Origin of the sequence: Mucilaginibacter phyllosphaerae (assembly GCF_004378255.1) — a bacterium.
In the GTDB taxonomy this organism is placed as follows: Bacteria; Bacteroidota; Bacteroidia; order Sphingobacteriales; family Sphingobacteriaceae; genus Mucilaginibacter; species Mucilaginibacter phyllosphaerae.
Genome location: NZ_SNQG01000003.1, coordinates 146,813 through 170,396, shown reverse-complemented (window position 1 = coordinate 170,396; position 23,584 = coordinate 146,813). Strand labels below are relative to the sequence as shown.

At 42.2% G+C, this 23,584-nt stretch carries 24 protein-coding genes and 1 tRNA gene; 14 read left to right on the top strand and 11 right to left on the bottom strand.

Going from position 1 to position 23,584, the window contains the following annotated elements:
* Positions 1-2: 2 nt before the first annotated feature.
* Positions 3-413 carry a Holliday junction resolvase RuvX gene (ruvX, locus tag E2R65_RS08950; RefSeq protein ID WP_134336153.1) on the bottom strand — a complete coding sequence of 137 codons (411 nt, stop codon included), beginning with the start codon at positions 411-413 and terminating at the stop codon, positions 3-5.
* A gap of 133 nt (positions 414-546) precedes the next feature.
* On the opposite strand from ruvX, the gene E2R65_RS08945 reads away from it, so the two are divergent.
* From E2R65_RS08945 to E2R65_RS08935, 3 genes are read left to right on the top strand one after another with little or no spacing between them, the layout of a single operon-like run.
* Entirely contained in the window at positions 547-1,692 is a 1,146-nt protein-coding gene (locus E2R65_RS08945) for a DNA polymerase III subunit (protein WP_134336152.1), read from the top strand.
* Between the two features lie 2 nt (positions 1,693-1,694).
* A complete protein-coding gene (gene ricT / locus E2R65_RS08940; protein ID WP_134336151.1) occupies positions 1,695-3,218 on the top strand; it encodes a regulatory iron-sulfur-containing complex subunit RicT in 1,524 nt (507 codons plus the stop codon).
* Complete coding sequence (locus E2R65_RS08935) at positions 3,219-3,698, top strand: gliding motility lipoprotein GldH (RefSeq protein ID WP_134336150.1); 480 nt, start codon at positions 3,219-3,221, stop codon at positions 3,696-3,698. It abuts the gene before it with no gap.
* On the opposite strand, the gene E2R65_RS08930 is transcribed toward E2R65_RS08935, so the two are convergent.
* Positions 3,699-4,085, bottom strand: coding sequence for a hypothetical protein (locus E2R65_RS08930; protein WP_134336149.1), 387 nt, complete (start codon positions 4,083-4,085; stop codon positions 3,699-3,701).
* Between the two features lie 72 nt (positions 4,086-4,157).
* Here E2R65_RS08930 and E2R65_RS08925 point away from each other — a divergent pair, with 72 nt between their 5' ends.
* The 4 genes from E2R65_RS08925 to E2R65_RS08910 all read left to right on the top strand — a co-directional run bounded on the left by E2R65_RS08925 (position 4,158) and on the right by E2R65_RS08910 (position 6,828).
* On the top strand, positions 4,158-4,409 hold the full coding sequence (locus E2R65_RS08925) for a hypothetical protein (RefSeq protein WP_134336148.1): 252 nt from the start codon (positions 4,158-4,160) through the stop codon (positions 4,407-4,409).
* Positions 4,406-4,639 carry a hypothetical protein gene (locus E2R65_RS08920; RefSeq protein ID WP_134336147.1) on the top strand — a complete coding sequence of 78 codons (234 nt, stop codon included), beginning with the start codon at positions 4,406-4,408 and terminating at the stop codon, positions 4,637-4,639. The genes E2R65_RS08925 and E2R65_RS08920 overlap by 4 nt, the downstream gene beginning before the upstream one ends.
* Positions 4,640-4,701: 62 nt before the next feature.
* Positions 4,702-6,066, top strand: coding sequence for a DNA recombination protein RmuC (gene rmuC, locus E2R65_RS08915; protein WP_134336146.1), 1,365 nt, complete (start codon positions 4,702-4,704; stop codon positions 6,064-6,066).
* 51 nt (positions 6,067-6,117) lie between these two features.
* Positions 6,118-6,828 (top strand): hypothetical protein, encoded by a 711-nt coding sequence (locus E2R65_RS08910; protein WP_134336145.1) that lies wholly within the window; start codon positions 6,118-6,120, stop codon positions 6,826-6,828.
* Between the two features lie 43 nt (positions 6,829-6,871).
* On the opposite strand, the gene thiL is transcribed toward E2R65_RS08910, so the two are convergent.
* Complete coding sequence (gene thiL, locus E2R65_RS08905; protein ID WP_134336144.1) at positions 6,872-7,921, bottom strand: thiamine-phosphate kinase; 1,050 nt, start codon at positions 7,919-7,921, stop codon at positions 6,872-6,874.
* Between the two features lie 218 nt (positions 7,922-8,139).
* On the opposite strand from thiL, the gene E2R65_RS08900 reads away from it, so the two are divergent.
* Positions 8,140-9,570: a DNA/RNA non-specific endonuclease gene (locus E2R65_RS08900; RefSeq protein ID WP_134336143.1), complete on the top strand. Its 1,431-nt coding sequence runs from the start codon at positions 8,140-8,142 to the stop codon at positions 9,568-9,570.
* Between the two features lie 68 nt (positions 9,571-9,638).
* On the opposite strand, the gene nadA is transcribed toward E2R65_RS08900, so the two are convergent.
* Complete coding sequence (gene nadA, locus E2R65_RS08895) at positions 9,639-10,631, bottom strand: quinolinate synthase NadA (protein ID WP_134336142.1); 993 nt, start codon at positions 10,629-10,631, stop codon at positions 9,639-9,641.
* Between the two features lie 407 nt (positions 10,632-11,038).
* Between nadA and nadB the strand changes: the two genes are divergently transcribed.
* Positions 11,039-12,631, top strand: coding sequence for an L-aspartate oxidase (gene nadB / locus E2R65_RS08890; RefSeq protein ID WP_134336141.1), 1,593 nt, complete (start codon positions 11,039-11,041; stop codon positions 12,629-12,631).
* Positions 12,632-12,633: 2 nt separating this feature from the next.
* On the opposite strand, the gene E2R65_RS08885 is transcribed toward nadB, so the two are convergent.
* Positions 12,634-12,709 (bottom strand) — tRNA-Gly (locus tag E2R65_RS08885).
* A gap of 78 nt (positions 12,710-12,787) precedes the next feature.
* Here E2R65_RS08885 and E2R65_RS08880 point away from each other — a divergent pair.
* The gene (locus E2R65_RS08880; protein WP_134336140.1) at positions 12,788-13,300 is read left to right on the top strand and encodes a gamma carbonic anhydrase family protein; all 513 of its coding nucleotides are present in this window, start codon (positions 12,788-12,790) and stop codon (positions 13,298-13,300) included.
* Here the strand turns inward: E2R65_RS08880 and E2R65_RS08875 are convergent.
* The 5 genes from E2R65_RS08875 to E2R65_RS08855 form a co-directional block, all read right to left on the bottom strand.
* Complete coding sequence (locus tag E2R65_RS08875; protein WP_134336139.1) at positions 13,290-14,933, bottom strand: Ig-like domain-containing protein; 1,644 nt, start codon at positions 14,931-14,933, stop codon at positions 13,290-13,292. The two genes, E2R65_RS08880 and E2R65_RS08875, sit on opposite strands and share 11 nt — an antisense overlap.
* A gap of 115 nt (positions 14,934-15,048) precedes the next feature.
* The gene (gene mnmG / locus E2R65_RS08870; RefSeq protein ID WP_134336138.1) at positions 15,049-16,911 is read right to left on the bottom strand and encodes a tRNA uridine-5-carboxymethylaminomethyl(34) synthesis enzyme MnmG; all 1,863 of its coding nucleotides are present in this window, start codon (positions 16,909-16,911) and stop codon (positions 15,049-15,051) included.
* 38 nt (positions 16,912-16,949) lie between these two features.
* Positions 16,950-17,195 (bottom strand): CBU_0592 family membrane protein, encoded by a 246-nt coding sequence (locus E2R65_RS08865; RefSeq protein WP_204986296.1) that lies wholly within the window; start codon positions 17,193-17,195, stop codon positions 16,950-16,952.
* A gap of 2 nt (positions 17,196-17,197) precedes the next feature.
* Positions 17,198-19,069: an ABC-F family ATP-binding cassette domain-containing protein gene (locus E2R65_RS08860; protein ID WP_134336137.1), complete on the bottom strand. Its 1,872-nt coding sequence runs from the start codon at positions 19,067-19,069 to the stop codon at positions 17,198-17,200.
* Positions 19,069-19,722: an NAD(P)H-binding protein gene (locus E2R65_RS08855; RefSeq protein WP_134336136.1), complete on the bottom strand. Its 654-nt coding sequence runs from the start codon at positions 19,720-19,722 to the stop codon at positions 19,069-19,071. Before E2R65_RS08855 ends, E2R65_RS08860 begins: the two co-directional genes overlap by 1 nt.
* A 111-nt stretch (positions 19,723-19,833) precedes the next feature.
* Between E2R65_RS08855 and E2R65_RS08850 the strand changes: the two genes are divergently transcribed.
* From E2R65_RS08850 to E2R65_RS08835, 4 genes are all read left to right on the top strand, one after another.
* Positions 19,834-20,550, top strand: a complete 717-nt coding sequence (locus E2R65_RS08850) for a pirin family protein (RefSeq protein ID WP_134336135.1) — start codon at positions 19,834-19,836, stop codon at positions 20,548-20,550.
* A gap of 72 nt (positions 20,551-20,622) precedes the next feature.
* The gene (locus tag E2R65_RS08845) at positions 20,623-21,399 is read left to right on the top strand and encodes an MlaE family ABC transporter permease (RefSeq protein WP_134336134.1); all 777 of its coding nucleotides are present in this window, start codon (positions 20,623-20,625) and stop codon (positions 21,397-21,399) included.
* A 3-nt stretch (positions 21,400-21,402) separates the two neighbouring features.
* Positions 21,403-22,188: an ABC transporter ATP-binding protein gene (locus E2R65_RS08840; RefSeq protein WP_134336133.1), complete on the top strand. Its 786-nt coding sequence runs from the start codon at positions 21,403-21,405 to the stop codon at positions 22,186-22,188.
* A complete protein-coding gene (locus E2R65_RS08835) occupies positions 22,185-22,979 on the top strand; it encodes an MlaD family protein (protein ID WP_134336132.1) in 795 nt (264 codons plus the stop codon). Before E2R65_RS08840 ends, E2R65_RS08835 begins: the two co-directional genes overlap by 4 nt.
* 61 nt (positions 22,980-23,040) lie before the next feature.
* Here E2R65_RS08835 and E2R65_RS08830 read toward each other — a convergent pair whose 3' ends face one another.
* Positions 23,041-23,556 carry a glutathione peroxidase gene (locus E2R65_RS08830; RefSeq protein WP_134336131.1) on the bottom strand — a complete coding sequence of 172 codons (516 nt, stop codon included), beginning with the start codon at positions 23,554-23,556 and terminating at the stop codon, positions 23,041-23,043.
* Positions 23,557-23,584 lie beyond the last annotated feature (28 nt).

The window sequence follows — 23,584 nt, the reverse complement described above, 5'->3', positions numbered from 1 at the left end:
ATTTAATAACTTTTACTCATCCAGCTCTGCAACAATATCACCGCCGATATGGTATCTACCAGTTCCTTATTTTGCCGGGCTTTTTTGCCCATGCCGCTTTGAGCAATGGTGGCCGATGCCATTTTAGAGGTAAAGCGCTCATCAAACATTTCTACCGGGATCTCCGGAAAGGTTTTTTTTAGCAGATTGGCAAAACCTTTTACATGCATGGCCGATTGCGACGGCGTATTGTCCATCTGTTTGGGTTCGCCTACAATAAAGCGCTCCACTTGCTCTGTTTGCAAGTATTTTTTAAGGTAGTCTATTATTTTTAACGGGTGGATGGTGTCTAAACCGGTTGCAATGATCTGTATGGGGTCGGTAACGGCAATACCAATCCGCTTGGTACCATAGTCGAAAGCCATTATACGCATGATAGATATGAGATGTGAGATATGAGACAAAAGATGATTTTCATTCGGATTTATATATCAAAGATAGCGTAAACCTATTACTGTCTCAAATCTCATATCTCACATCTCATATCTATTTACTATTTTGCACCAAATGCAGTTTAAGGAGATCATCGGACAGGAAGCAACCAAGCAAAGGCTCATCAACTCGGTAACCGAGAACAGAGTTAGCCATGCACAATTGTTTTTAGGGCCCGAAGGTGCCGGTGGTTTGGCTTTGGCCGTTGCTTATGCGCAATATTTATCGTGCGAGGATAAGCAACCCGATGATTCTTGCGGTGTATGTTCCTCTTGCCGTAAATATCAGAAACTCATGCACCCCGATCTGCATTTCTCCTACCCCTTCTTCGCGAAGCATAAGGACGATACCGCTCTTACCTTTATTGAACAATGGCGCAATGCTTTTACAGCTAACCCATACCTAAGCCTGGATCTTTGGCGCGGATACCTGGATGCCGATAACAAGCAGGCCAACATCAATATTGCCGAATGCCACCAGATCATCAAAAAACTCAGTTTTAAGCCTTTTGAATCTGCTTATAAAATTCTAATCCTGTGGCTGCCCGAATATCTGGACAAAGAGGGAAATGCCCTGCTTAAAGTTATTGAAGAACCGCAGCCTAATACGCTGTTTTTACTGGTTGCCCAAAATCAGGATCAGATACTGAACACCATCCTCTCGCGTACGCAGCTGATAAAAGTACCCTGTTTAAACTATGAGGACATCAAAACAGAATTGATGAACAGGCATCACCAAACAGAAACTGCTGCCTCGCAAATTGCCTATTTAAGCAATGGCAACATGACCGAAGCACTGGGAATGCTGCAGCACGATACTAAAAGTTATCATGAACTGTTTGTACAATGGCTGCGCTTGTGCTTTGGCAATAAAGGACTGGAGATTTTAAGTTTTGTAGATAATGCCGCGAAAATGGGCCGCGAAAATCAAAAGAACTTTTTACGCTACGGCACCAGCTTTATCCGCGAGTGCTGCCTGATCAGGGCCGGGGCCGAAAGGATAGTTAAACTGCCTGCGCAGGAGATGGAAACTGCCAAAAAAATGGCTGCAGTTATTAATAATGCCATGGCGCAAGCCATAATTACCGAGCTGGAAAAAGCTCATTATCATATAGAACGTAATGCTAACCCTAAAATCTTGTTTTTAGACGTATCTTTACAAATTATAAAAGTTTTAAATTTGAAAACTGTCCCTGCGGGGAATCATTATATACCGAATTAATTATGGGATGCGGAAGTTGCTCAACAGGCGGATGTTCGCCTGCGGGCTGCAAAAGTAATGGCTCTTGCCTTACAAATGGTTGCAGCAAATTAGATGTACACGATTGGCTGTCGCATATGGATATGCCAACTAATTATAAGCCTTACTCAATTATCGAAGTAAAATTCAAAGGATCGCGTAAGGAATTTTATCACAACAACGATAACATTTACCTGGAAGCAGGCGACCTGGTGGCGGTAGAAACCACTACCGGCGGCTATGATATCGGCCACGTATCTATCACTGGCGAACTGGTACGCATGCAAATGACCAAACGCCACGTAAAAGAGGCGGATGTAGTTAAAAAGATCTATCGCCGGGCTACCCCTGCCGATGTAGACAAGTGGAAGATGGCCAAGGATATGGAGTGGGAAACCATGCACAAATCGCGCACGCTGGCGCTTGATCTTAACCTGTCTATGAAGATAAGCGATGTGGATTACCAGGGTGATAAAACCAAGGCAACCTTTTATTACACAGCCGAAGGCCGCGTTGATTTTAGGGAACTGATCAAAAAAATGGCCGAAAATTTCCGGATCCGGATCGAGATGCGCCAGATAGGTATGCGCCAGGAAGCAAGCCGCTTAGGCGGTATAGGCTCTTGCGGCCGCGAACTTTGCTGCAGTACCTGGTTAACCGATTTTAAAACGGTATCTACATCTGCCGCACGTTATCAAAACCTGTCTTTAAATACCCTTAAACTTGCCGGCCAGTGCGGTAAGTTAAAATGCTGCTTAAATTACGAGCTGGATACTTATATGGATGCGCTTAAGCATATCCCGGATAACGTAAACGTGCTTAAAACCGAAAAGGGAGATGCCCGTTTGCAAAAAACAGACATCTTTAAAAAGATCATGTGGTTTAGCTACCCGAGGGAAGAATCATGGGTGCCGATGCCTATTGCCAAAGTTAAAGAGATACAACAGCTAAACCGCGAGGGTATTATCCCTGCCGACCTGGGCGAAGTGGTTGAAATGGAAACCAAGCCGGTAAAGGTGCTGGATTACGAAAATGTTGTTGGGCAGGATAGCCTAACCCGTTTGGATGAGCGCCGGAATCAAAACAACAATCGTAATAAAAATAATAAAGGCCGTAACCGTAACCAGCAGGGTGGCAACCGTACCGATGGGCAGCAGGCCGGGGGCCAAAAAACAGAAGGCGGCGGCAATCGCCCGGCGCAGGGCAACAGGCCCGATGGTAACCGCCAGCAGCACCAGCAGGGTGGCAACAGGCCAGACGGACCAAGGCCGGAAGGCGGCGGTAACCGCCAGCAGGGCAACAGGCCCAATGGCAACCGCCCCCAACAGCAAGCCGGCAACAAACCTGATGGGCAGCAGGCAGGCGGCCAAAAACCCGATGGTGCGGGCGAAAATCGCCCGCAGGGCAACCGCAATAATAACAGGCGCAACAATAACCGCTCAAGGCCTAATAGTGCTAACAATAATCAAACGCGTACCGATAGCCCCGGCAGCGGCAGTGCAGAATAAATGAATGTTTTAAAATATGTATCCGGTGTGTTGATAACCCTTGTGCTGTTTACAGCACAGGGATGCACCGACCCTGACAGCGTTATTGATGAAAGCACGGCTATTGCCAACCACAACTGGTCGTACGTAAACAAGCTTAAGTACGATGTAAAGATCGACGATATCCAGGAACCCTATAACCTTTATTTTAACTTAAGGGTTAGCGGCAGTTACAGGTACTCCAATATATTTGCGTTGTTATCCCAAACCTCTCCCGGCAAAAAAACACATACAACCCGGTACGAATTTAAGCTGGCCAATAACGATGGCGAGTGGCTGGGCAGTGGAAGCGGCAATTTATATAGCTATCAATTACTTTTACGCAAACAGTATAAATTCCCTGCAAAAGGTGTTTACCATTTCCAGATAGAGCAAAACATGCGCGATAACCCCCTGCACGAGGTTATCGATGCCGGCTTAAGGGTAGAGAAAGCAAAATAATTACTGCACCAGGTGCTGAATAGTTTGTGTTGTGCGTGTTGCAAATTCTACATCTGTGCCCTGTTCTGCAACAATCCCGTTATCGGCTATTTTATAAGTAATGTTGTTTGCTACGTTGGTAGATAGCTTTAAAAAAACGTAGCTGTTTGTGATTGCTTCGGTTGTAAACTCAAAAGATGTACCTGTTGCTACGGTAATATTTTTTACTTCGGTTTGTGCTGCTCCAATACTTTCTGCTACCGAAACTACCGCTGTAAATTCAGCATTGGCTGATGCCGTTATTTTTATCGTATGCTTTTGATTAGCCGGTGCAGCACTTTCTTTTTTAGAGCAGGCCCCTATCACTAAACAACATATTATGCCAATTATAAATATAACTTGCTTCATAGGTAAAACCATTATCTGTAAATAATTAAAACAGCAAATACAGCTATTTGTAGTTAAATACATAACGCACTTATGATGAAAAAGTTATTTATTACAATATTTGCCTTTTCTGTATTAAGCTTATCGGCTTGTACAGGAAATAATAAGACAGGTGGCGACCAGGCCGATTCCGGCGCTACAAACGTAGGTAGCTCGGGTGCTGCAGATACGACTGTTTCATCCAGTGCACCTGCCCAAACCGGCACCAGCGGTACAGATACCAGCGCTAACGGAAAAGGTACGGCCAACCCAACTACAGATACGCTTAAATCTAACCCTAAATGAAAAAGCTTATCCTGATGATCTTTGCGGTTGCAATAGGTGCAGGCGCCTGTAAGAGTAAAGACAGTAAAGTTGATTCGGCAGATTCCGGCCAGGTCCATGTGGGTGGTTCAACAACTGCTGATAGCGCCAAATATCCGGCTACACCGGTAGAAACCGGTGGCCAGGATACATCTGCTGATGGTATCACTAATACCAACCCATCAAAAGATACGGTTAGCACTAAACATTAAATACTCATATTTTATTCTGATCTTAAAATTACTATATTCGTTTTGCTAATATTTTTATCAAAGTGGATGTTTTAGTTTTAAGTGCCGCTATTGTAATTTTGCTTATTTCCGTTCTCCTTTTTTTGAAACGGCCGCAGGCAAATGGCATTTCTGCAGATGAGCTTTCTGCCTTCAAAACAGAAAATGATCTTCTGAAAATAGCACTGGCCCAGGCCGAGCAAAAGGCCGCAAGCCTATTATCCGAAAAAGATAATATTACCAAATTACTTAAGGACGAGCAAAACCGCCTGCTTGATGAGTTATTGTATGAGCGTACCCAATTGGCGCAGGCCAATCAATCCTTAGAATCATCCCGGTCATACTTTAAAGCACAGCAAGAAAAGCTGACCGAACAAAAGGCGGAAATTGAACATACCCGCCAGCATTTTCAGCGCGAGTTTGAAAACATTGCAGAGAAGTTGCTTAAAGAAAAATCGCGTGAGTTTACAGATGTTAACAGGCTGAGTATAGATACCATCTTAAATCCGCTCAAAGAAAATATTAAAGCTTTTGAAGACAAAGTAGATAAGGTTTACAATATGGAAGCTGCAGAGCGCAACACCCTCAAAGGTGTGATTACGCAACTGATGGATCTGAACAAGCTGATCAGTACCGAGGCATCAAACCTAACCAAAGCTTTAAAGGGCGACAATAAAAAGCAGGGTAACTGGGGCGAGGTGATATTAGAGAAAGTTTTAGAGCGCAGCGGATTAGTGCGCGACAGGGAATACCGCGTGCAAGCCAGCCTGAACCATTCTGACGGCAGCAGGTTGCAGCCCGATGTTATTATTGACCTTCCTGATGAAAAACATTTAATAATTGATTCTAAGGTCTCGTTGATAGCTTATGAGCGCCTGGTTAATTGCGAAACCGAGGAAGAGCGTAAATTATATTCTAAAGCACACATCGAATCGATACGGAACCATGTGCACGGCCTATCCTCAAAAAGTTACCACGACCTGTACCAGGTAAATTCGCCCGATTTTGTGTTGCTTTTTGTACCTATAGAATCGTCCTTTAGTTTTGCCGTACAATTGGATGCCGACCTGTTTAGCGATGCCTGGGATAAGCGGGTAGTGATTGTTAGTCCGAGTACTTTACTGGCTACCCTGCGCACCATTGCCAGCATCTGGAAACAGGAACGCCAAAACCGAAACGTGCTGGAGATTGCCCGCCTAAGCGGCGAGATGTACGATAAATTTGTGGGTTTTGTTGGCGATATGGAAGGTATCGGAAAAAACATCAAACAAAGCCAGGATAGCTATGATAAAGCCTTAAACAAACTTACAGACGGACGTGGAAACCTGACGATAACGGCCGAAAAAATAAAAAAATTAGGTGCCAAGGCTAACAAGCAAATAGATAATAAATATATTAGTGACGAATAACCTTAAAACAATTATGAAATCAAAATTATCACTCCTTATGCTTTAAGCATATTGATATCATGTACAAAAAAACAGAAAAATGATTTACAAGAAGGCCATGTACATGGCAATGTTAATGAAATAATTGTTAATAGATATAAAGCCGAAACCAAATTTGGAGAGATCGTAAAAGATAAAATTCAACTACATACTGTTTCAACTTTTAATAAAGCTGGAAATACTGAAGCAAGCGATAACACCTGGTATTATGGTAGTGCGGACAGTGCCGAAGTTCATAATAATAAATTCTCATTTCAATACGATGATAAGGGTCATAACAACAAAATTATTATAGTTAATAAGCCTACCGAATACACACTAAAAAAATACAACGGCGAATTACTTGTTGAAGTTGATGACTTTGAATCAGGAAAATTAAGCTCAAAAGCTAAGTATATTTATGATAGTGGCAATTTGCTAAGTGAAATTAATAGGTATGACGCTAATGGGAAATTCACAGGTAAGGAAAAATTCAGTTACGCAAATGATCTTGTTTCTCAATTACAAGTTTACAAAGCTAACGGTGAATTAAACTTCAAGTATGGGTTAACTTATGATGACAATGGAAATACCTTGACTGAAAAGCAAATATCGGGTGAATATCCGTTTTCCCATACCTTTAAATATTCAAATATAGATGAGAATGGAAATTGGTTAAAATGCATCAGTTATACGAATGGGAAACCAGAAACTTATACAGAACGGATAATTAAATACAGATAAAAAAAGGGGAGGTAGTAATCTTTATTACCTCCCTTTTTTAAAATTACTTATTTTCCGCCTTAAACGCATTCCATCCCTGCGCTTTTAACTCATGCTGGTTACCGGATTTGGTGATCAGGCTACAGCCTTCGTTTGGCTCGGTAATGTAGCCTATGATAGAGAAATCCATTTTGTGTTTGATCTTATCGTAGTCGGCTTGTTTTACGGTAAAAAGCAACTCATAATCCTCGCCACCGCTTAGGGCACACACGGTAGGGTCCAGGCCAAACTCGCGGGCGGTTTCATAGGTCATCGGGTCGATAGGTATTTTTTCTTCGTATAATTTACAGCCTTTATTACTTTGTTTGCAAATATGCAAGATCTCTGATGCCAAACCGTCAGATACATCTATCATTGCTGTTGGTTTAACGCTTAGTTCCTTCAGCAAATCAATAATATCTTTACGTGCCTCGGGTTTTAACTGGCGCTCTACAATGTAATCCTTACCCTCCAGATCAGGCTGGATGTTTGGATTCTCTATATAAACCAGTTTTTCGCGCTCTAACAATTGCAGGCCGGTATATGCACCACCCAGATCGCCGGACACACAGATCAAGTCGCCTTCTTCGGCTGTATTACGGTAAACTACATCCTGCTCATCGGCATAACCAATAGAGGTTACACTGATAACCAAACCCTGCTTAGATGCCGAAGTATCGCCACCCACAATATCTACATTGTAATTAGCGCAGGCCAGGTAAATACCTTCGTATAATTCTTCAATAGCCTCTAAAGGGAATTTACTGCTCATCCCTAAAGAAACCGTTACCTGGCTGGCGGTACCATTCATGGCATATATATCGCTCAGGTTTACCTGTATTGCTTTATAACCCAGGTGTTTTAAAGGTGTATATGCCAGATCGAAATGGATGCCTTCTAAAAGCAGGTCGGTAGATATTAGTGTTTTCTTTCCTTCAAAATTTAAAACAGCCGCATCATCACCTACACCTTTAACGGTGCTTTTTTGGGTAAGGGTTATATTTTTTGTCAGGTGACTGATCAGCCCAAACTCTCCTAATGATTCTATATTGGTTTTCTCTTCGTTCTCGAACATATAATTATGATTACACGGATTTAAATTTATGACCACACCTATTAATTATCCTGCCCGGTATAAACGGCATAATCAGTTTTAAATAGTGCAACCAAAATAAAATACAAAAATACAAAAGCTTACGGCAATAACCATCATTGTAATATTTATCATACAAACAACTAATTAACGTTAGGTTAATACATTCCAAATACTTTTGCTTTACTAAATACATTTACATGAAAATCAGAAAATTACTTATATATGCTACACTTGCTTTAGCTATTGCAAGTTGTAAGAAAGACAATACAGTTATAACCCCGCCAATAGATCCGGTTGTTATACCACCCGCACCGGCACCTTATAGTATTACCGAGGGTTTTGAATCCGGAACGAAGGGATCTTATGCTGCTGCAGATGTACAGTTGATAACCGGTATATGGAATTTTAATGATGCTTTAATTGGTAACCTTGCTGCAGATGTTAAGGCAGATGCAAAAGCAGTTCGTTTACGTACCGGTGATATCACCATGAAATTTGATATCCAAAACCTGGAAAAAATTGTAATAAAGCATGCCAAATATGGTAATGATGCAGCATCAACCTGGCAATTAATGATATCTGACGATGCCGGTGCAACCTTTAAACAATTAGGTGCGGATATTGCCGAAAACAACACCACACTTGCTACAGATTCTTTTGTGGTAAGCACTACCAAACCTGTACGTTTCAGAATCCAAAAAACAGGTACGGCACGTATCAATATAGATGATATTACCTTCAAAGGCAAAGGTGATGCAGGCATAGTTGTTGGCCAGCCTGATACCACCGGCGGAGACGGCAGTACCGACCCCGGTACAGGCACACCTGCAGGCGAAAGAGGCGTAACTGTTGGCGCTGATGCACCGCCAAGTAATGGAGATAATAGTAACCTTTTATTAGGTAACCCTTCTAACGCGCAGCCTAATATAGTAATGGTTGATAATTACCTGATAGACCAGGGATATTACACAGAATCTTACAGCAGTACACGCGGTACACCAAATTGGGTAAGCTGGCACTTAGATGCTACCAATATTACCAATGCAGCGCCGCGTGTTGATAATTTTGCCGGTTTTATAGGCCTGCCAAATAACTTTTATCATGTAGAAAGTACCAGCTATTCCGGGTCTGGTTTTGACAGGGGGCATAATTGCCCGTCTGCCGACAGGACGAGCTCTGCAGATGCCAATTCAGCTACTTTTTTAATGACCAACATGATACCACAGGCACCGCAAAATAATCAGCAAACCTGGGCAAATCTCGAAAATTACCTGCGTACAGAAGTTGTTGCCGGTAACGAGGTGTATATTATTATGGGTAATTATGGTACAGGAGGTACAGGTTCAAAAGGTGCTTTTAACAAAATTAACAACGACCATGTAGTTGTACCAAGTAATGTTTGGAAGGTTGCTGTAATTGTACCAAAAGGTGATGCAGATGTGAGCCGGGTTGCCGCTAATACCCGTGTTATTGCAGTAAATACACCTAACACTAACACCATTAATACCGATTGGAAACAATACCGTGTTACCGTAAGGGATATAGAAGCTGCAACCGGTTATGACTTGCTATCGAACTTGCCAAAAAGCGTACAGGATGCTATAGAAACCAAGAAAGATAATTTGTAATTGCTATTAGCCCTCGGCCATTAAAAACCCGTCATCGCTTTTAACTCGCAATGACGGGTTTTTGATTTTTATAAGCCTAAACTTGCCGAGATCTCCAGCATACGTTCAATAGGTTTTACAGCCTTTTCTATAATGTGCATAGGCACCTCAATTTCGGGCATTTCATTTTTTAAGCACAGGTAAAGTTTCTCCAATGTATTCCTTTTCATGTGCGGGCAATCGTTGCAGGCACAGGTGTTATTAGGGGGAGCCGGGATAAAATTCTTATCCGGGTTATCCTTTTGCATCTGGTGTAAGATACCTGCTTCTGTTGCTACAATAAACTCCTTTTCGGGGCTGTTGGTAGCATATTTTAATATCCCGGTGGTAGATCCAATGTAGTCGGCCATTTGTAATATAACTTCCTCACATTCCGGATGTGCCAATATTTTGGCGTTTGGATACCGCTCTTTTAGCTTTGTAATTTTCTCCCGGCTAAATATCTCGTGTACCATACAGGCACCATTCCATAAAACCAGGTCGCGGCCTGTTTTTTTAGCTACCCATGCTCCTAAGTTTCTATCCGGACCAAAAATTATCTTCTGTTCTTTTGGCAGGCTTTCCACTATCTGCACCGCGTTGCTTGATGTACAAACAATATCGCTTAAAGCTTTTAGTTCGGCCGTGCAGTTTACGTAAGTTATCACCAGATGGTCGGGGTAATTTTCTTTAAACTTTTTAAACAAATGCGGCGGGCAGCTGTCGGCCAATGAGCATCCGGCTTTCAGATCCGGTAGCAGTACTTTCTTGTTTGGTGATAATATTTTTGCTGTTTCGGCCATGAAGTGTACACCGGCAAAAACAATAATATCGGCATCTGTTTTGGCTGCCTGCTGAGATAGGCCCAGGCTGTCGCCAATATAATCGGCAATATCCTGAATATCTCCTTCCTGGTAATAGTGGGCCAGTATAACGGCATTTTTTTCTTTTTTTAATTTTTCTATTTCGGCAAAAAGGTCCAGCGACGGGTTGATGTATTCGTCGGCAAAACCTTTCACTTTTATTTCTTCGAAGATATCCATTCCACAAATCAATTAATAATAACTCTTTTTATATATATAAATAAAACTATTGTTATTAAGGTGTTAGTTATGTTTAAAAGTTGAAATACGATTTACACTTAAAGTTGTTTTTCCATTTTTACTAACATTTATAAACAGCTTTTTATTTTTTATAATACTGATTTTAAGATGCGTATAAGAAACAATATTTATCTCAAAAACTTATTTGTTAATAATTACTTGCTTAATAAAATGTTAGTTTCGTTGTAAAATCATCTTACAATTTGCTCAAAAGTAGTTGTAAAAACTGTAATTTTCAGAGTTATCAACGTCTTGATTAATTGTTAGATTTTTACTTACACAAAGTTAACATGTTTTATACCGCTTATTAACATAAGTACTAATTTTACACAATACATATACCAAACATGACCAGAACTGTTGATTTCCTTGTAGTAGGATCGGGGATAGCCGGGCTAAGTTTTGCATTAAAGGCCGCAAAGCATGGTAAGGTTCTGATAGTTACAAAAGCTAACGAAGATGAAAGCAACACGAAGTATGCCCAGGGTGGTGTTGCCGTAGTTGTGGATAAAAAAGAAGATTCTTTTGAAAAACACATTAATGATACCTTAATTGCCGGTGACGGCCTTTGCGACCCGGCGGTTGTAGAAGCAGTTGTAAAGGAAGGACCAGAGCGGATCCGCGAGATTATCGACTACGGTACCAATTTCGATAAGACGAATGAGGGTATTTATGACCTTGCTAAAGAAGGCGGACACAGTGAGTTCAGGGTACTTCATTATAAAGATATCACTGGTTTTGAAATTGAACGGTCTTTATTAGAGGAGATACATCGCGAACCTAATATCGAGATATTGACCCATTACTTTGCTGTAGACCTGATAACCCAACACCATTTGGGTGAGTTTGTAGATAAATCATCAAGTGATATTAAGTGCTATGGTATCTATGCTTTTAACACCGAGAATAGCCAGGTAGAAAAAATAGAGTCAAAAATAACCGTAATGGCATCCGGTGGTGCCGGGCATATCTATTCGGTAACAACCAACCCGGTTATAGCTACCGGTGATGGTGTGGCCATGGTGTATAGGGCTAAAGGTAAGGTGCGCAATATGGAATTTATTCAGTTCCATCCAACAGCATTGTATAACCCGGGTGAATACCCTTCTTTTCTGATATCAGAAGCGGTAAGGGGTATGGGTGGTGTTTTAAAGCGTACCAATGGCGAGGAGTTTATGCAGGAATATGATCCGCGCAAATCATTAGCGCCAAGAGATATCGTGGCTAGGGCAATAGATGCAGAGATCAAGAAATCGGGTGAGGATTTTGTTTACCTGGATATCCGCCATAAAAAGAAAAAGGATATTTTAGAACATTTCCCTAATATATATGCCAAGTGCCTGGAAATAGGTATTGATATGACCCGCGATATGATCCCTGTGGCGCCGGCCTGCCATTATATGTGCGGAGGAGTACTGGTAGATCATCAGGGAAAATCATCCATTAATAGGTTATATGCTTGCGGAGAATGCTCTTCTACCGGCTTACACGGGGCTAACCGATTGGCCTCAAATTCCTTGTTAGAGGCATTGGTTTTTGCACACCGTATTTATCAGGATGCCATTGTTGATTTTGCGGGTTTGCAGATACCCCCAAATATACCGGATTGGAACGAACATGGTGTTCAATTATCTAACGAAGATATTTTAGTTACGCATAATATCCGTGAAATGCAAAAACTCATGAATGATTATGTGGGTATTGTACGTTCTGATTTCCGTTTGGAAAGGGCAATGCGCAGGCTGCGTTTATTATATGAAGAAACCGAGGATTTCTACAAGAAAACCAAGCTATCCGTTAAGCTTTGTGAACTGCGTAATTTGATCCAGGTGAGCTATTTAGTCGTAAAATCGGCCATGGCCAGGCACGAAAGCAGGGGACTGCATTTCACTACGGATTATCCTGAACATCAGGATGTTTTGGAGGACACTGTTTTTTAAATTGGAGCGAAAAACGGGATTCGAACCCGCGGCCTTCAGTTTGGGAAACTGATGCTCTACCAACTGAGCTATTTTCGCTTGTAATTATCTTCAAACATAAATAAAATTTACTATTCAATCACCAATTCACTAACTCAATCAATCACTATTTATATCATGCCTGTCATTTTGCCTGTAAAAGATAAAGCACCACAATGGGGAACGGACTGTTTTATTGCCGAAAATGCTACCATAGTTGGCGATGTGGTAATGGGTAATCATTGCTCGGTTTGGTTTAACGCCGTGATCCGGGGCGATGTACATTACATCAGCATAGGGGATAACACCAATATCCAGGACGGTGCTGTGATACATGCAACTTATCTAAAGGCGCCTACCAACATAGGTAATAATGTATCCATTGGCCATAACGCCATTGTACATGGTTGTACCCTGCATGATCATGTTTTGATAGGTATGGGGGCCATTGTAATGGATGATGCGGTGGTGGAAGAATACGTGATCATCGGTGCCGGTTCTGTGGTTTTAGAAAAAACCATATGCGAAAGCGGTTACCTGTATGCCGGCACGCCTGCTAAAAAAATAAAACCCCTTACCGATGAGCAAAAGGCTTTGTTAGATAAATTACCGCAAAACTATATCATGTATTCCGGTTGGTTTACGGGTTAACAGGTTCTTTTGGTATCTCAATTGCCTCTTCCGCTTCCCAGTTTGGCCTTAGCGTAAGTATCTTATCGCTTATCCAGATATTTTCGGGCTGCCTTCTCTGGCGTACATTACCGCTGTCCCATCTTCCGTTTTTATTGGCATCATATATCACCCTTACTTTGTACTTACCGGTTAAAAAGTTTTTATAAACGATGGATGTATTTTTAATTACCCGGTCGCTCCTTAATACATTTTTTTGATCATCCAGCAGTTCAACAACGTAATTTTTTGAGGAATCGGGTATAGTAACCTTTAGGATAAGCACACTGTAATTTTCGGGTTTGTCGCCTTCAAAAGCTATTCCTGTACGTTTATTTTTATCACCATAAATATCAGTAAATGCACCTTCATTCAGGGTAAGCTGGTATTTACTGCCCACCCGCCACTTATATTTCATCAATATCCTTTTGGCATTGGCTGTATCTTTTAGCAGCGTAAAATTGGTAACATTTACAGAATCTTCGTTTAAGCCGATAAGCGGCTGTTCAAAAGATGCTATAGGCAGGTTAGCCGTTATACTAAGGTCTGTATTGGGTTTAAGCCGGTTATCGCGGTTAATATCATACTTAAAGGTTAGCGTGCGTACAAAGCTTTCTTTACGCCCTTTAAGCTGGTATATGGTATCAATCGGTTTGTTATTATCAGATATAGCTACCCGTAACGAGTCGAAATCCATATTGCGCATATAAACCAGTGCCGTATCCTTGGTTTTGCTGATCTCTACTATCTTTTGGGCATCCAGGGCAGGCGGGTAGATCACTTTTACCGATGGGTTATTTAAGCGCTTGTTAAACACTAATGATAATACGCCCTCGTTCGTCAGTTTCTTTTCTGCTACCCGGAATTTTTCGGGCACCTGCTGAAACAGGCTTAAGCGGATGTCTGCGGTATCTTTAGATAAAACGATAGGTTTGTTAGAGAAAGCGATCAGCTCCTTATCATTATTAAAAATTTTATCGGGGCTGGTCTCTTTTAAAGCATAAATGCGGTACTCGCCGTCGTGCAGGTTGTTGAGCGAGAAGTTACCCGATGAATCTGTCGTGGTAAAAATGGCAGGTTTCTTTTTGCCAAATAAAAGCGAATCCTGCTTCACGGTGAATAACATCACCGTTGCATCTTTTTCTTTTTCCTGGGTGATGCTGTTGATCACAGACCCCGACATGCTCAACGAATCTATATGCGGGCCGGTAGAAAAAACGTACGTAAAGTTTTTAAGTACGTTGCTTTCGTTCACATCCTGCACGGCCTTACCAAAGTTGATCACGTAGGTGGTGTTTTTTTGCAGCGTATCCTTAAAATCAATGATCAGGTTTTTACGGCTGATGTTGTACTCCGGCTGTTTTTCCATCGCCGGACTAATGCTGATCTCCTGGTACTGGTTACTCAGTTTAAAAAATTCATCAAACTCCAGCTTAATTTCTTTAGCCGCAAAATTTCGGGTCATATTTTCCGGGGTGGCCTTTAATAATTTGGGCGGGGTAAGGTCGCGGGGGCCTCCCTGTGGCCTTTGGATACTTGCGCAGCCAAAAACAAACAAGCAAATAAAAATAAAGAAGAAATTTTTACCGAAAACAGTCGATTTTAGATTTAACATTGTTTTTATGCCCTATAAACGATTTTTATGTTTTGATGAAACCTACTATTAAAAAACTGAGAAAATGTCTTATAAGCGATTTTTTATAAATAATTGATTTACAGTTAATTATGAATTATCTGGATACATGAACCATCAAAACCGATACATCCGACGGCGATACACCCGAAATGCGGGAAGCCTGGCCTAAAGTGCGTGGTTTTATTCTCATCAGTTTTTCGCGCGCTTCTTTAGAAAGTGAAACCAGTTGGCGGTAGTCAAACTCGGGGTTTATTTCCCGGTCTTCCATCTTTTTCATCCGGTCAACAATTTCCATTTCTTTTATAAAGTAACTCTCGTATTTGATTTTTATTTCAGCCTGCTCAACAGTTTCTTTATCATAGCCCGATAACTTATCTTGTAATGAGCTATCTACCCGCTTCAGTTCATTAAAGCCTATTTGCGGGCGGGTAAGTAAATTAAATAATTTGGCGCTTTGGCTCAACGGCGAAGTACCGGCCTCTTCCAGCATGGTATTTACTTCGGCCGGGTTAAGGCTTTTGCTTTTGGTAAAGGCAACTATATCGTCAGAGTTTTTGATCTTACGGTTAACTTTATCCAGGCGCTCATCGTTTATTAAACCCAACTGGTGGCCAATCGGGCTCAGGCGTATGTCGGCATTATCCTGGCGTAATAATAAGCGGTGTTCTGCCCGCGAGGTAAACATACGGTAGGGCTCTTCTGTACCTTTGGTTACCAGGTCATCTATTAATACACCGATGTACGATTCTGATCTTTTCAGGATCAGTTCGTGCTGATCATTTATTTTTTGATGCGCATTGATGCCCGCCATAAAACCTTGTGATGCGGCTTCTTCGTAACCGGTTGTGCCATTTATCTGGCCGGCAAAAAACAGGTTACTGATCTGTTTAGTTTCTAAGGTAAGGCTTAATTGGGTAGGCGGGAAGAAATCGTATTCTATAGCGTATCCTGGCCGAAACATTTTGGCAGTTTCAAATCCCGGTATTTGGGTAAGCGCTTTGTATTGTACATCCTCCGGCAGCGAAGTAGAGAAGCCGTTCACATAAATCTCGCAAGTGTTCCATCCTTCCGGCTCTACAAAAATCTGGTGGCGATCACGTTCGGCAAAGCGGTTGATCTTATCCTCTATAGAAGGGCAGTAACGCGGGCCCAACCCTTTGATGCGGCCGGTAAACATCGGTGATTTTTCGAAACCCTCCTTTAAGGTTTCATGTACTTTGGTATTGGTATAGGTGATCCAGCAGCAGCGCTGGTCGGTTGCTAATTCTACATTAGTGTATGAGAAACGGCCACGCTCTTCATCGCCCCACTGTTCTTCCATCAACGCATAATTCAGGCTGCGGCCATCCACGCGGGGTGGTGTACCGGTCTTCATTCTGCCGGCTTCAAAGCCTAGGGTTACCAATTGCTCGGTTAATCCGGTAGCTGCTTTTTCTCCGGTACGGCCACCACCAAATTTCTTTTCGCCAATGTGTATTACCCCATTTAAAAAGGTACCATTAGTCAATACTACTGCATCGGCTTCTATTTCTACACCAATAGATGTTTTAACGCCGGCAACGGTATTGCCTTTGACTAATAAAGAGGTAACGGTATCTTGCCAAAAATCCACATTGGGTGTTTTTTCCAGGGCTATGCGCCATTCTTCCGCAAAACGGATCCGGTCGCTTTGTGCACGCGGGCTCCACATGGCAGGCCCTTTGCTTAAATTAAGCATCCTGAATTGCAGGGATGTTTTATCGGTAATAATACCCGAGTATCCACCTAAAGCGTCAATCTCGCGCACGATTTGCCCTTTGGCTACACCGCCCATAGCCGGGTTACAACTCATCTGCGCAATGGTACCCATATTCATGGTAATGAGCAAAACAGACGAGCCTAAATTGGCAGCAGCAGCAGCAGCCTCACAACCGGCATGGCCTGCACCAACAACTATTACATTATATTTCTTAAACATATAACCTCCATGTTCCACGTGGAACATTATATAAAGCCTTATTTAGATGTTCCACGTGGAACGTTGATAAATGAGTACAAAGCAAATGCAGCCCATATACCCTCTAATACTACAAACGGATAAAAAGAGATCAAATAGGATGAAAAGCAGCAGATAGCGGCGCCTATAAAGTTCAGGCCAGAATATAGCCTGCTTTGTGCCGAGATCTTTTTAAAGATATTTAGCAGGAATGCTATTAATAAAATAATAACACCTACAGAAGCAATAATATCTGATGCCTTCATGTTTACGCCTCTTTTAATTCGCCTAATTCTATCCAACGGGCAGATTTTGCGTCCAGCTGTTTATTTAAATAAGCAATCTTATCCGTTAATTTAGTCAATTCCTTTGGGTCGATATTGGTGGTATTTAAAGCATCGGTGGTCGCTTTTAACGTAGCTTCAATATCTGCTATTTCTTTTTCCAAGCCTTCCAATTCCTTTTCCTCCTTAAAGCTCAGTTTTGCTTTTTTAGGAGTTTCGGTTTGTATGGGTGTAGATAAGGCAGTCGCAGGTTTTTTGTTTAACTGCTTGGCTTCTTCCAGCTCTATCCGGTACGAGGTATAGTTGCCATTATAAATCAATACTTTGCCGCCGCCTTCCATAATAAAAAGCTGATCGGTTAGTTTATCCAGCAAATACCTGTCGTGCGATACCATGATCAGGATACCGGGAAAATTGGTTAAAAACTCTTCCAGTACGTTCAGCGTATCAATATCCAAATCGTTGGTAGGTTCATCCAGTATTAAAAAGTTAGGGTTTTTGATCAGGATGCTCATCAGGTGCAGGCGTTTCTTTTCGCCACCGCTTAGTTTAGATACCATGCCGTATTGCTTGGCAGGAGGGAACAAAAACAGTGTGAGCAATGCCGAGGCCGAGATCAGTTTACCATCGGCCATCGTAATAAATTCAGCTACATTTTTTACAATGTCAATAACGCGCTCATCTTCTTTAAAGCTTAAGCCGGCTTGGTTAAAATAACCGATAACCGTTGTTTCGCCTTTAATAATCTCGCCGCTATCGGGCTGTAACTGGTCGGTAATTAAATTCAGCAGGGTAGATTTACCGCTGCCGTTTTTGCCGGCCAGGCCAATCCTGTCGCCCTTTTTAAAGGTATAGCTAAAATCTTTAATATAAGTGTTGCCGTTAAAACCCTTGCTTATCCCGTGCATCTCCATGATCTTGTTACCCTGGCGCGCAGTTTTTACACTTAATTCAACGTTTTGTTTAGGTCCGTTGTTTTTGGTCTTGGATTCCAGATCGTAAAAGGCATCAATGCGCGATTTTGATTTAGTGCCGCGGGCTTTAGGCTGCCTGCGCATCCATTCCAGCTCTTTACGTAACAGGTTAGAATTTTTCTGGAAGGTAGCTTCATCAGATGCGTCCCTTTCGGCTTTCTTTTCCAGGTAGTAACCATAATTGCCAATGTAGGGGATGATCTTACCGCGGTCTATCTCCAATATCTCGTTACAAACGTTATCCAGGAAGTACCTGTCGTGCGTAACCATTAAAATAGTTTTGCTGCCTTCGGTCAGTAATTTTTCCAGCCATTCAATCGTATCAATATCAAGGTGATTAGTAGGCTCATCTAAAATATAGATCTCCGGGTCCTCAATTAAAAGTTTAGCTAAAGCCAAACGTTTCTTCTGCCCGCCCGATAGGGTGTTAATGTGCTGGTTAAGGTGATGTATGTCAAGTCTTCCTAAAATGGTTTTGATCTTATATTCATATTCCCAGGCATCGATCTCGCTCATCTCCTCCATCACTTTATCCATCTCTTTCATATTCTCCGGGTCGTTCTCTAACAACTCCTCGTAACGGCGGATCAGCTGCTGCTGAATGTTATCCGCATGAAAGATGTAATCGCTGATGGTAACGGCGTTTTTAAAATGCGGGTCCTGCTCCAGGTAGCCCACATTCAGGTCGCGCGCCTGTGCAACCTTACCCTCGGTTGGTTTTAACGAACCCGAAAGTATTTTTAACAGGGTTGATTTACCTGCACCGTTGATGCCTACCAGCGCAACCCTGCGGCCGCGGTTAATACCAATGGTAAGGTTTTTAAACAACCAGTTATCATGAAAAGAGTGGCCTAAATTTTCGGCCGAGATATATGTGCTCACTAAATTGTATGTATTATGTTTGATGGATATGTAAAAGTGCCTGTAGTGCTTTCTAATGATTTTTTGTACATGGCCATAGCCACGGTGCTGCCTTTAATACTTCTGTATTTTTTTAAACCGCCAAACAGCAACGGGTCTATCAGTTTAAACAAACTGCCTGCTATTTTTTCTGCCAGGCGCGGCTTTTCCCGCCCGCCAATCAGCATAGCCGGCTGATAGATGTAAAGTGCCTTCAAGCCAAGCTTCTTCAGGCTGTTTTCTAGTTCTCCCTTCAGCCGGGTATAAAAGATGGAAGAAGCCGCGTTTGCCCCAACCGCCGATACCACGTGAAACTGATCAACGCTGTTTTGCTTTGCTAATTGTGCCAGCTGCAGGGGATAGTCGTGATCTATTTTTTTATAAATTGCTTCATCCGGTGTTTGCGCTTTGGTGGTGCCCAGGCAAGAGAATACTGCGTGGCCGGTTATGGCCCCCGCATGCTTTGCCAAATCATCAAAGTTAACAACCAACTGAACCAGTTTAGGGTGCTGCAGCGGTAATTCTTTTCGCACTACTGCTAAAACCTCCGTGTATTCGCGTGCATTCAGTAATATATTTAATAAATTACTGCCAATTAGGCCGCTTGCGCCTGCTATAACTGCTTTATATGCCATTATGGTAGGTTTTAACGTGCAAAAATACGCATAATTAAATTGTGGAGTGAATATTGAATGTTTAAACATGTATTTAATTACATAACGAGTATTTACTTATTAATAAAAAAAATGAAGACAGTATTTCACGCAGCAGGCGAAAGAGGGTATAACGACATCGGGTGGTTAAAGGCAAACTTTTCATTCAGTTTTGGGCCTTTTAGGGACGAAAAAAGGACGAATTTTGGTGTTTTAAGGGTGCTGAATGACGACTTTATTGCCCGTGGAAACGGCTTTGGCCGCCACCCGCACGACAACATGGAAATCACGACCATTGTACTGGAAGGCGCCTTAGAACATCAGGACAGCATGGGCAACAAAGGCATCATCAAAGCCGGCGATGTACAGGTAATGTCTGCCGGTACGGGCGTTTTCCATTCAGAGTATAACCCCTCTGAAAATGAGGATACTAAGTCCCTACAGATCTGGGTTTTCCCTAAAGTGAGGAATATCCAGCCGCGTTACGATCAGAAGCATTTCGGCGACAAATTTATCCAAAACCAGTTCACCACGCTGATATCACCTGTAAAAAGTGAAGATACCCTTTGGTTAAACCAGGATACCATCTTTTCCCAGGGTAATTTTGATGCCGGTAAACAGTTAATTTACAGCATGATAACTCCCGGGAACGGCGCTTATGTATTTCTTTTAGAAGGAAGTGCTAAAATTGCGGGGCACGATCTAAACAAAAGGGATGCCGTTGGCGTTTACGAAACAGACGCATTCGCGATAGAAACCAACAGCGAAAGCCGTATATTGATCATAGAAGTACCGATGTTTATAAGCTGATCCTGAAGAATATTACGGCGGTTTAAAACATTTTAGGAATACTTTGTTTTAAAAGGCAGTAATTAATAACTTATGGCAGAACAGGCAGTTACCGGATACAAAAAATGGCTGGAAGGCGTTGGGGAGCAGGGCGTATTTTTTACAAGCTTCTTCCGCAATATCTTCAGGGGCGGTTTTGAGTGGTCGGAGTTTGTGCGCCAGTGTTATGAAATTGGCTATCGCTCTATGATGCTGGTAGGCATCACCTCCTTTATTATGGGGCTGGTGCTTATCCTGCAGCTTAGGCCGTCTATGCTGGAGCTGGGTGCCGAAAGTATGCTGCCCAAAACGCTTGCCGTATCGTTTATCCGCGAAATAGGGCCGGTTATTATAGCCATAATCTGCGCAGGTAAGGTAGCATCCGGCATTGGCGCCGAGCTGGGCAGTATGAAGGTTACCGAGCAGATAGATGCCATGGAAGTATCTGGGGCAAACCCCTTACAATACCTGGTTGTTACCCGTATTTTAGCTACCAGCCTAATGATACCGCTGCTTACCATAATTGGTGATGCAATCGGCTTGTTTGGCGGTTTTTTAGCTTTAAACTTTACAGATGATATCAGTTTTTCGCTTTATTTTCATAAATGCATCGCATCGCTTGAATTTATAGACCTTTTCCCGGCGCTGGTTAAAACCGTTTTTTTTGGCTTTGCCATAGGCTTTGTGGGCTGTTATAAAGGGTATAATTCTAACAAAGGGACCGAAAGTGTAGGTATTGCCGCAAATTCTGCAGTGGTAACGGCATCGCTATGGATCTTTGTTATTGATGCTCTTGCGGTACAGATAACCAGCTTATTATTTTACAGGTAAACTATGCAAAATCAAACTAATTCTACCCCAAAAGATAAGCCGGTTACTGATAACGAGGTTGTGGTAGATATAAACCATATATCTAAATCGTTTGGGGCGAAAGATGTACTTAAAGACATTAACCTGAAGCTTAAACGGGGCGAAAACGTAGTGGTGTTGGGTAAATCCGGTCAGGGGAAATCAGTTACCATACAATGCATTGTAGGTTTACTTACGCCGGACAACGGTACTGTAAAGGTTTTTGGCGATGATGTAAGCCGGATGAACGAGGTTGAACTAAAAGAATTACGGACCAAAGTTGGTTTCCTGTTCCAGAGTGGTGCTTTGTACGATTCGATGACGGTTAGGGATAACCTGGAGTTCCCGCTTACCCGTATCCTGAAGATCACCGACCAGGCCGAACTGGATAAGCGCGTTGAAGAGGCGCTTGACGGAGTAGGCCTGCTGGATGCCATAGATAAGCTGCCGTCAGACCTTTCGGGCGGGATGCGTAAACGTGCCGGCCTGGCCAGAACGATGATTGTACGGCCCGAAATAATGCTTTATGACGAACCTACCACCGGGCTGGACCCGATCACTTCGCGCGAGATCAGCGAACTGATCCTTAGCATGCAAAAAAAATATAAAACATCGTCTATAATTATCACCCACGATATGGAATGCGCCAAAATTACTGCCGACCGTGTAGTGATCATGAATGAGGGTACATATATAGCTGAAGGCTCATTTGATGAGCTAAAAAGATCAGACGACAAACTGGTAAAGTCATTTTTTAACGTAACAACATGAAAACCACATCATCGCAAAAAGTAAAGATCGGGGTATTTACCGTAGTTGGGCTACTGGTGCTATTCCTGGCGGTATTTTACATCGGCAATCAAAAAAGTTTATTTAACTCTACCTTTAAAGTTTACGGTACGTTCAAAAACGTAAGCGGACTTACCGTGGGTAACAATGTACGCTTTGCCGGGATCAATGTGGGGGTGGTTGAAGCCATAAATATCGTTACCGATAGTTCGGTAAGGGTGGACCTGACCCTGAATAATTCGGTAAAAAAATTCATAAAAACCGATTCTAAAATGAGCATCGGCAGCGACGGCCTGATGGGGGATAAGCTGGTAGTGATAGCGCCGGGCGGTATCACCAGCCAAACAGAAATAGGTGATGGCAAGGAGTTAGGATCTGTTAACCCGGTTGATGTAGATAAGATTATCACAAAACTTACCAAAGTGGCTGATAACGCAGAATCACTTACCAGCGATCTGTCAGAAATTGTATCCAAAGTAAATAACGGTAAAGGCAGCATAGGCCGCCTGCTAAATAATGATAAAATAGCCCGCGATTTAGAAGGTACTGTTAAACAGGCCCAAACCACCATGAAGGGCGTACATACTACTACAGCCACTTTGAATGAAGACCTGAAAGCAGCCCAACATAACTTTTTACTAAGGGGTTTCTTTAAAAAGAAGGAAAAGGCAAAAAAAGCTAAACAAGATTCGATAAGGAAAGTGCAGGAAAAAGCCCAGGAAGCAAAAGAAAAAGCAGCTAAAGATGCTGCTAAAAAGAATGGTGATAACTAATTTGGTATCACTGCAAATATCTACAAACAAAAAGGGAAGCTAAACAGCTTCCCTTTTTGTTTTATAATGCTTTGGTTATCTCGTCAGACAAAGGTTTTGTAGTTGAGCGGTAGCGGTGTATCAGCTTGCCGTTCTCGTCTATCAAAAACTTTTCAAAGTTCCATTTAATCTCGCCTGTAAAATCCGGGTTCGGTTCTTTGGTTAAATAAGCAAATATCGGCGCTATATCATCGCCCTTAACACTTACTTTTGAACTTAGCGGGAAGGTAACACCAAAGTTTTTCTGGCAAAACTCTTTTACTTCGCTGTTGGTGCCGGGTTCCTGCCCTCCAAAATTATTAGCCGGGAAGCCAACCACAACCAATTTGTCTTTGTACTGGTCGGCAAGTTTCTGTAATTCGGCGTACTGTGGTGTAAAACCGCATTTTGAGGCAGTGTTTACAATAAGTAACTTTTTGCCTTTGTATTTAGCCAGCGAAAAATCTTGCCCATCAATAGTTTTTAGTTTAAAGGTATAAACCGATGTGGGAGCCGATGTAATAAACATCATAGCGCATATTAATGTAAGTAATTTCATTTTTTAGAATTTGATGTGAGTGAATTAC

Bases quoted from the DNA above. Each gene is read 5' to 3' on its own strand.
- E2R65_RS08830 (WP_134336131.1), bottom strand. From the start codon at position 23,556: ATGAAATTACTTACATTAATATGCGCTATGATGTTTATTACATCGGCT.
- E2R65_RS08935 (WP_134336150.1), top strand. From the start codon at position 3,219: ATGAATGTTTTAAAATATGTATCCGGTGTGTTGATAACCCTTGTGCTG.
- E2R65_RS08845 (WP_134336134.1), top strand. From the start codon at position 20,623: ATGGCAGAACAGGCAGTTACCGGATACAAAAAATGGCTGGAAGGCGTT.
- thiL (WP_134336144.1), bottom strand. From the start codon at position 7,921: ATGTTCGAGAACGAAGAGAAAACCAATATAGAATCATTAGGAGAGTTT.
- E2R65_RS08875 (WP_134336139.1), bottom strand. From the start codon at position 14,933: ATGTTAAATCTAAAATCGACTGTTTTCGGTAAAAATTTCTTCTTTATT.
- E2R65_RS08930 (WP_134336149.1), bottom strand. From the start codon at position 4,085: ATGAAGCAAGTTATATTTATAATTGGCATAATATGTTGTTTAGTGATA.
- E2R65_RS08900 (WP_134336143.1), top strand. From the start codon at position 8,140: ATGAAAATCAGAAAATTACTTATATATGCTACACTTGCTTTAGCTATT.
- E2R65_RS08920 (WP_134336147.1), top strand. From the start codon at position 4,406: ATGAAAAAGCTTATCCTGATGATCTTTGCGGTTGCAATAGGTGCAGGC.
- nadA (WP_134336142.1), bottom strand. From the start codon at position 10,631: ATGGATATCTTCGAAGAAATAAAAGTGAAAGGTTTTGCCGACGAATAC.
- E2R65_RS08840 (WP_134336133.1), top strand. From the start codon at position 21,403: ATGCAAAATCAAACTAATTCTACCCCAAAAGATAAGCCGGTTACTGAT.
- E2R65_RS08835 (WP_134336132.1), top strand. From the start codon at position 22,185: ATGAAAACCACATCATCGCAAAAAGTAAAGATCGGGGTATTTACCGTA.
- E2R65_RS08945 (WP_134336152.1), top strand. From the start codon at position 547: ATGCAGTTTAAGGAGATCATCGGACAGGAAGCAACCAAGCAAAGGCTC.
- E2R65_RS08865 (WP_204986296.1), bottom strand. From the start codon at position 17,195: ATGAAGGCATCAGATATTATTGCTTCTGTAGGTGTTATTATTTTATTA.
- nadB (WP_134336141.1), top strand. From the start codon at position 11,039: ATGACCAGAACTGTTGATTTCCTTGTAGTAGGATCGGGGATAGCCGGG.
- E2R65_RS08880 (WP_134336140.1), top strand. From the start codon at position 12,788: ATGCCTGTCATTTTGCCTGTAAAAGATAAAGCACCACAATGGGGAACG.
- ricT (WP_134336151.1), top strand. From the start codon at position 1,695: ATGGGATGCGGAAGTTGCTCAACAGGCGGATGTTCGCCTGCGGGCTGC.
- mnmG (WP_134336138.1), bottom strand. From the start codon at position 16,911: ATGTTTAAGAAATATAATGTAATAGTTGTTGGTGCAGGCCATGCCGGT.
- ruvX (WP_134336153.1), bottom strand. From the start codon at position 413: ATGCGTATAATGGCTTTCGACTATGGTACCAAGCGGATTGGTATTGCC.
- E2R65_RS08850 (WP_134336135.1), top strand. From the start codon at position 19,834: ATGAAGACAGTATTTCACGCAGCAGGCGAAAGAGGGTATAACGACATC.
- E2R65_RS08925 (WP_134336148.1), top strand. From the start codon at position 4,158: ATGATGAAAAAGTTATTTATTACAATATTTGCCTTTTCTGTATTAAGC.
- E2R65_RS08855 (WP_134336136.1), bottom strand. From the start codon at position 19,722: ATGGCATATAAAGCAGTTATAGCAGGCGCAAGCGGCCTAATTGGCAGT.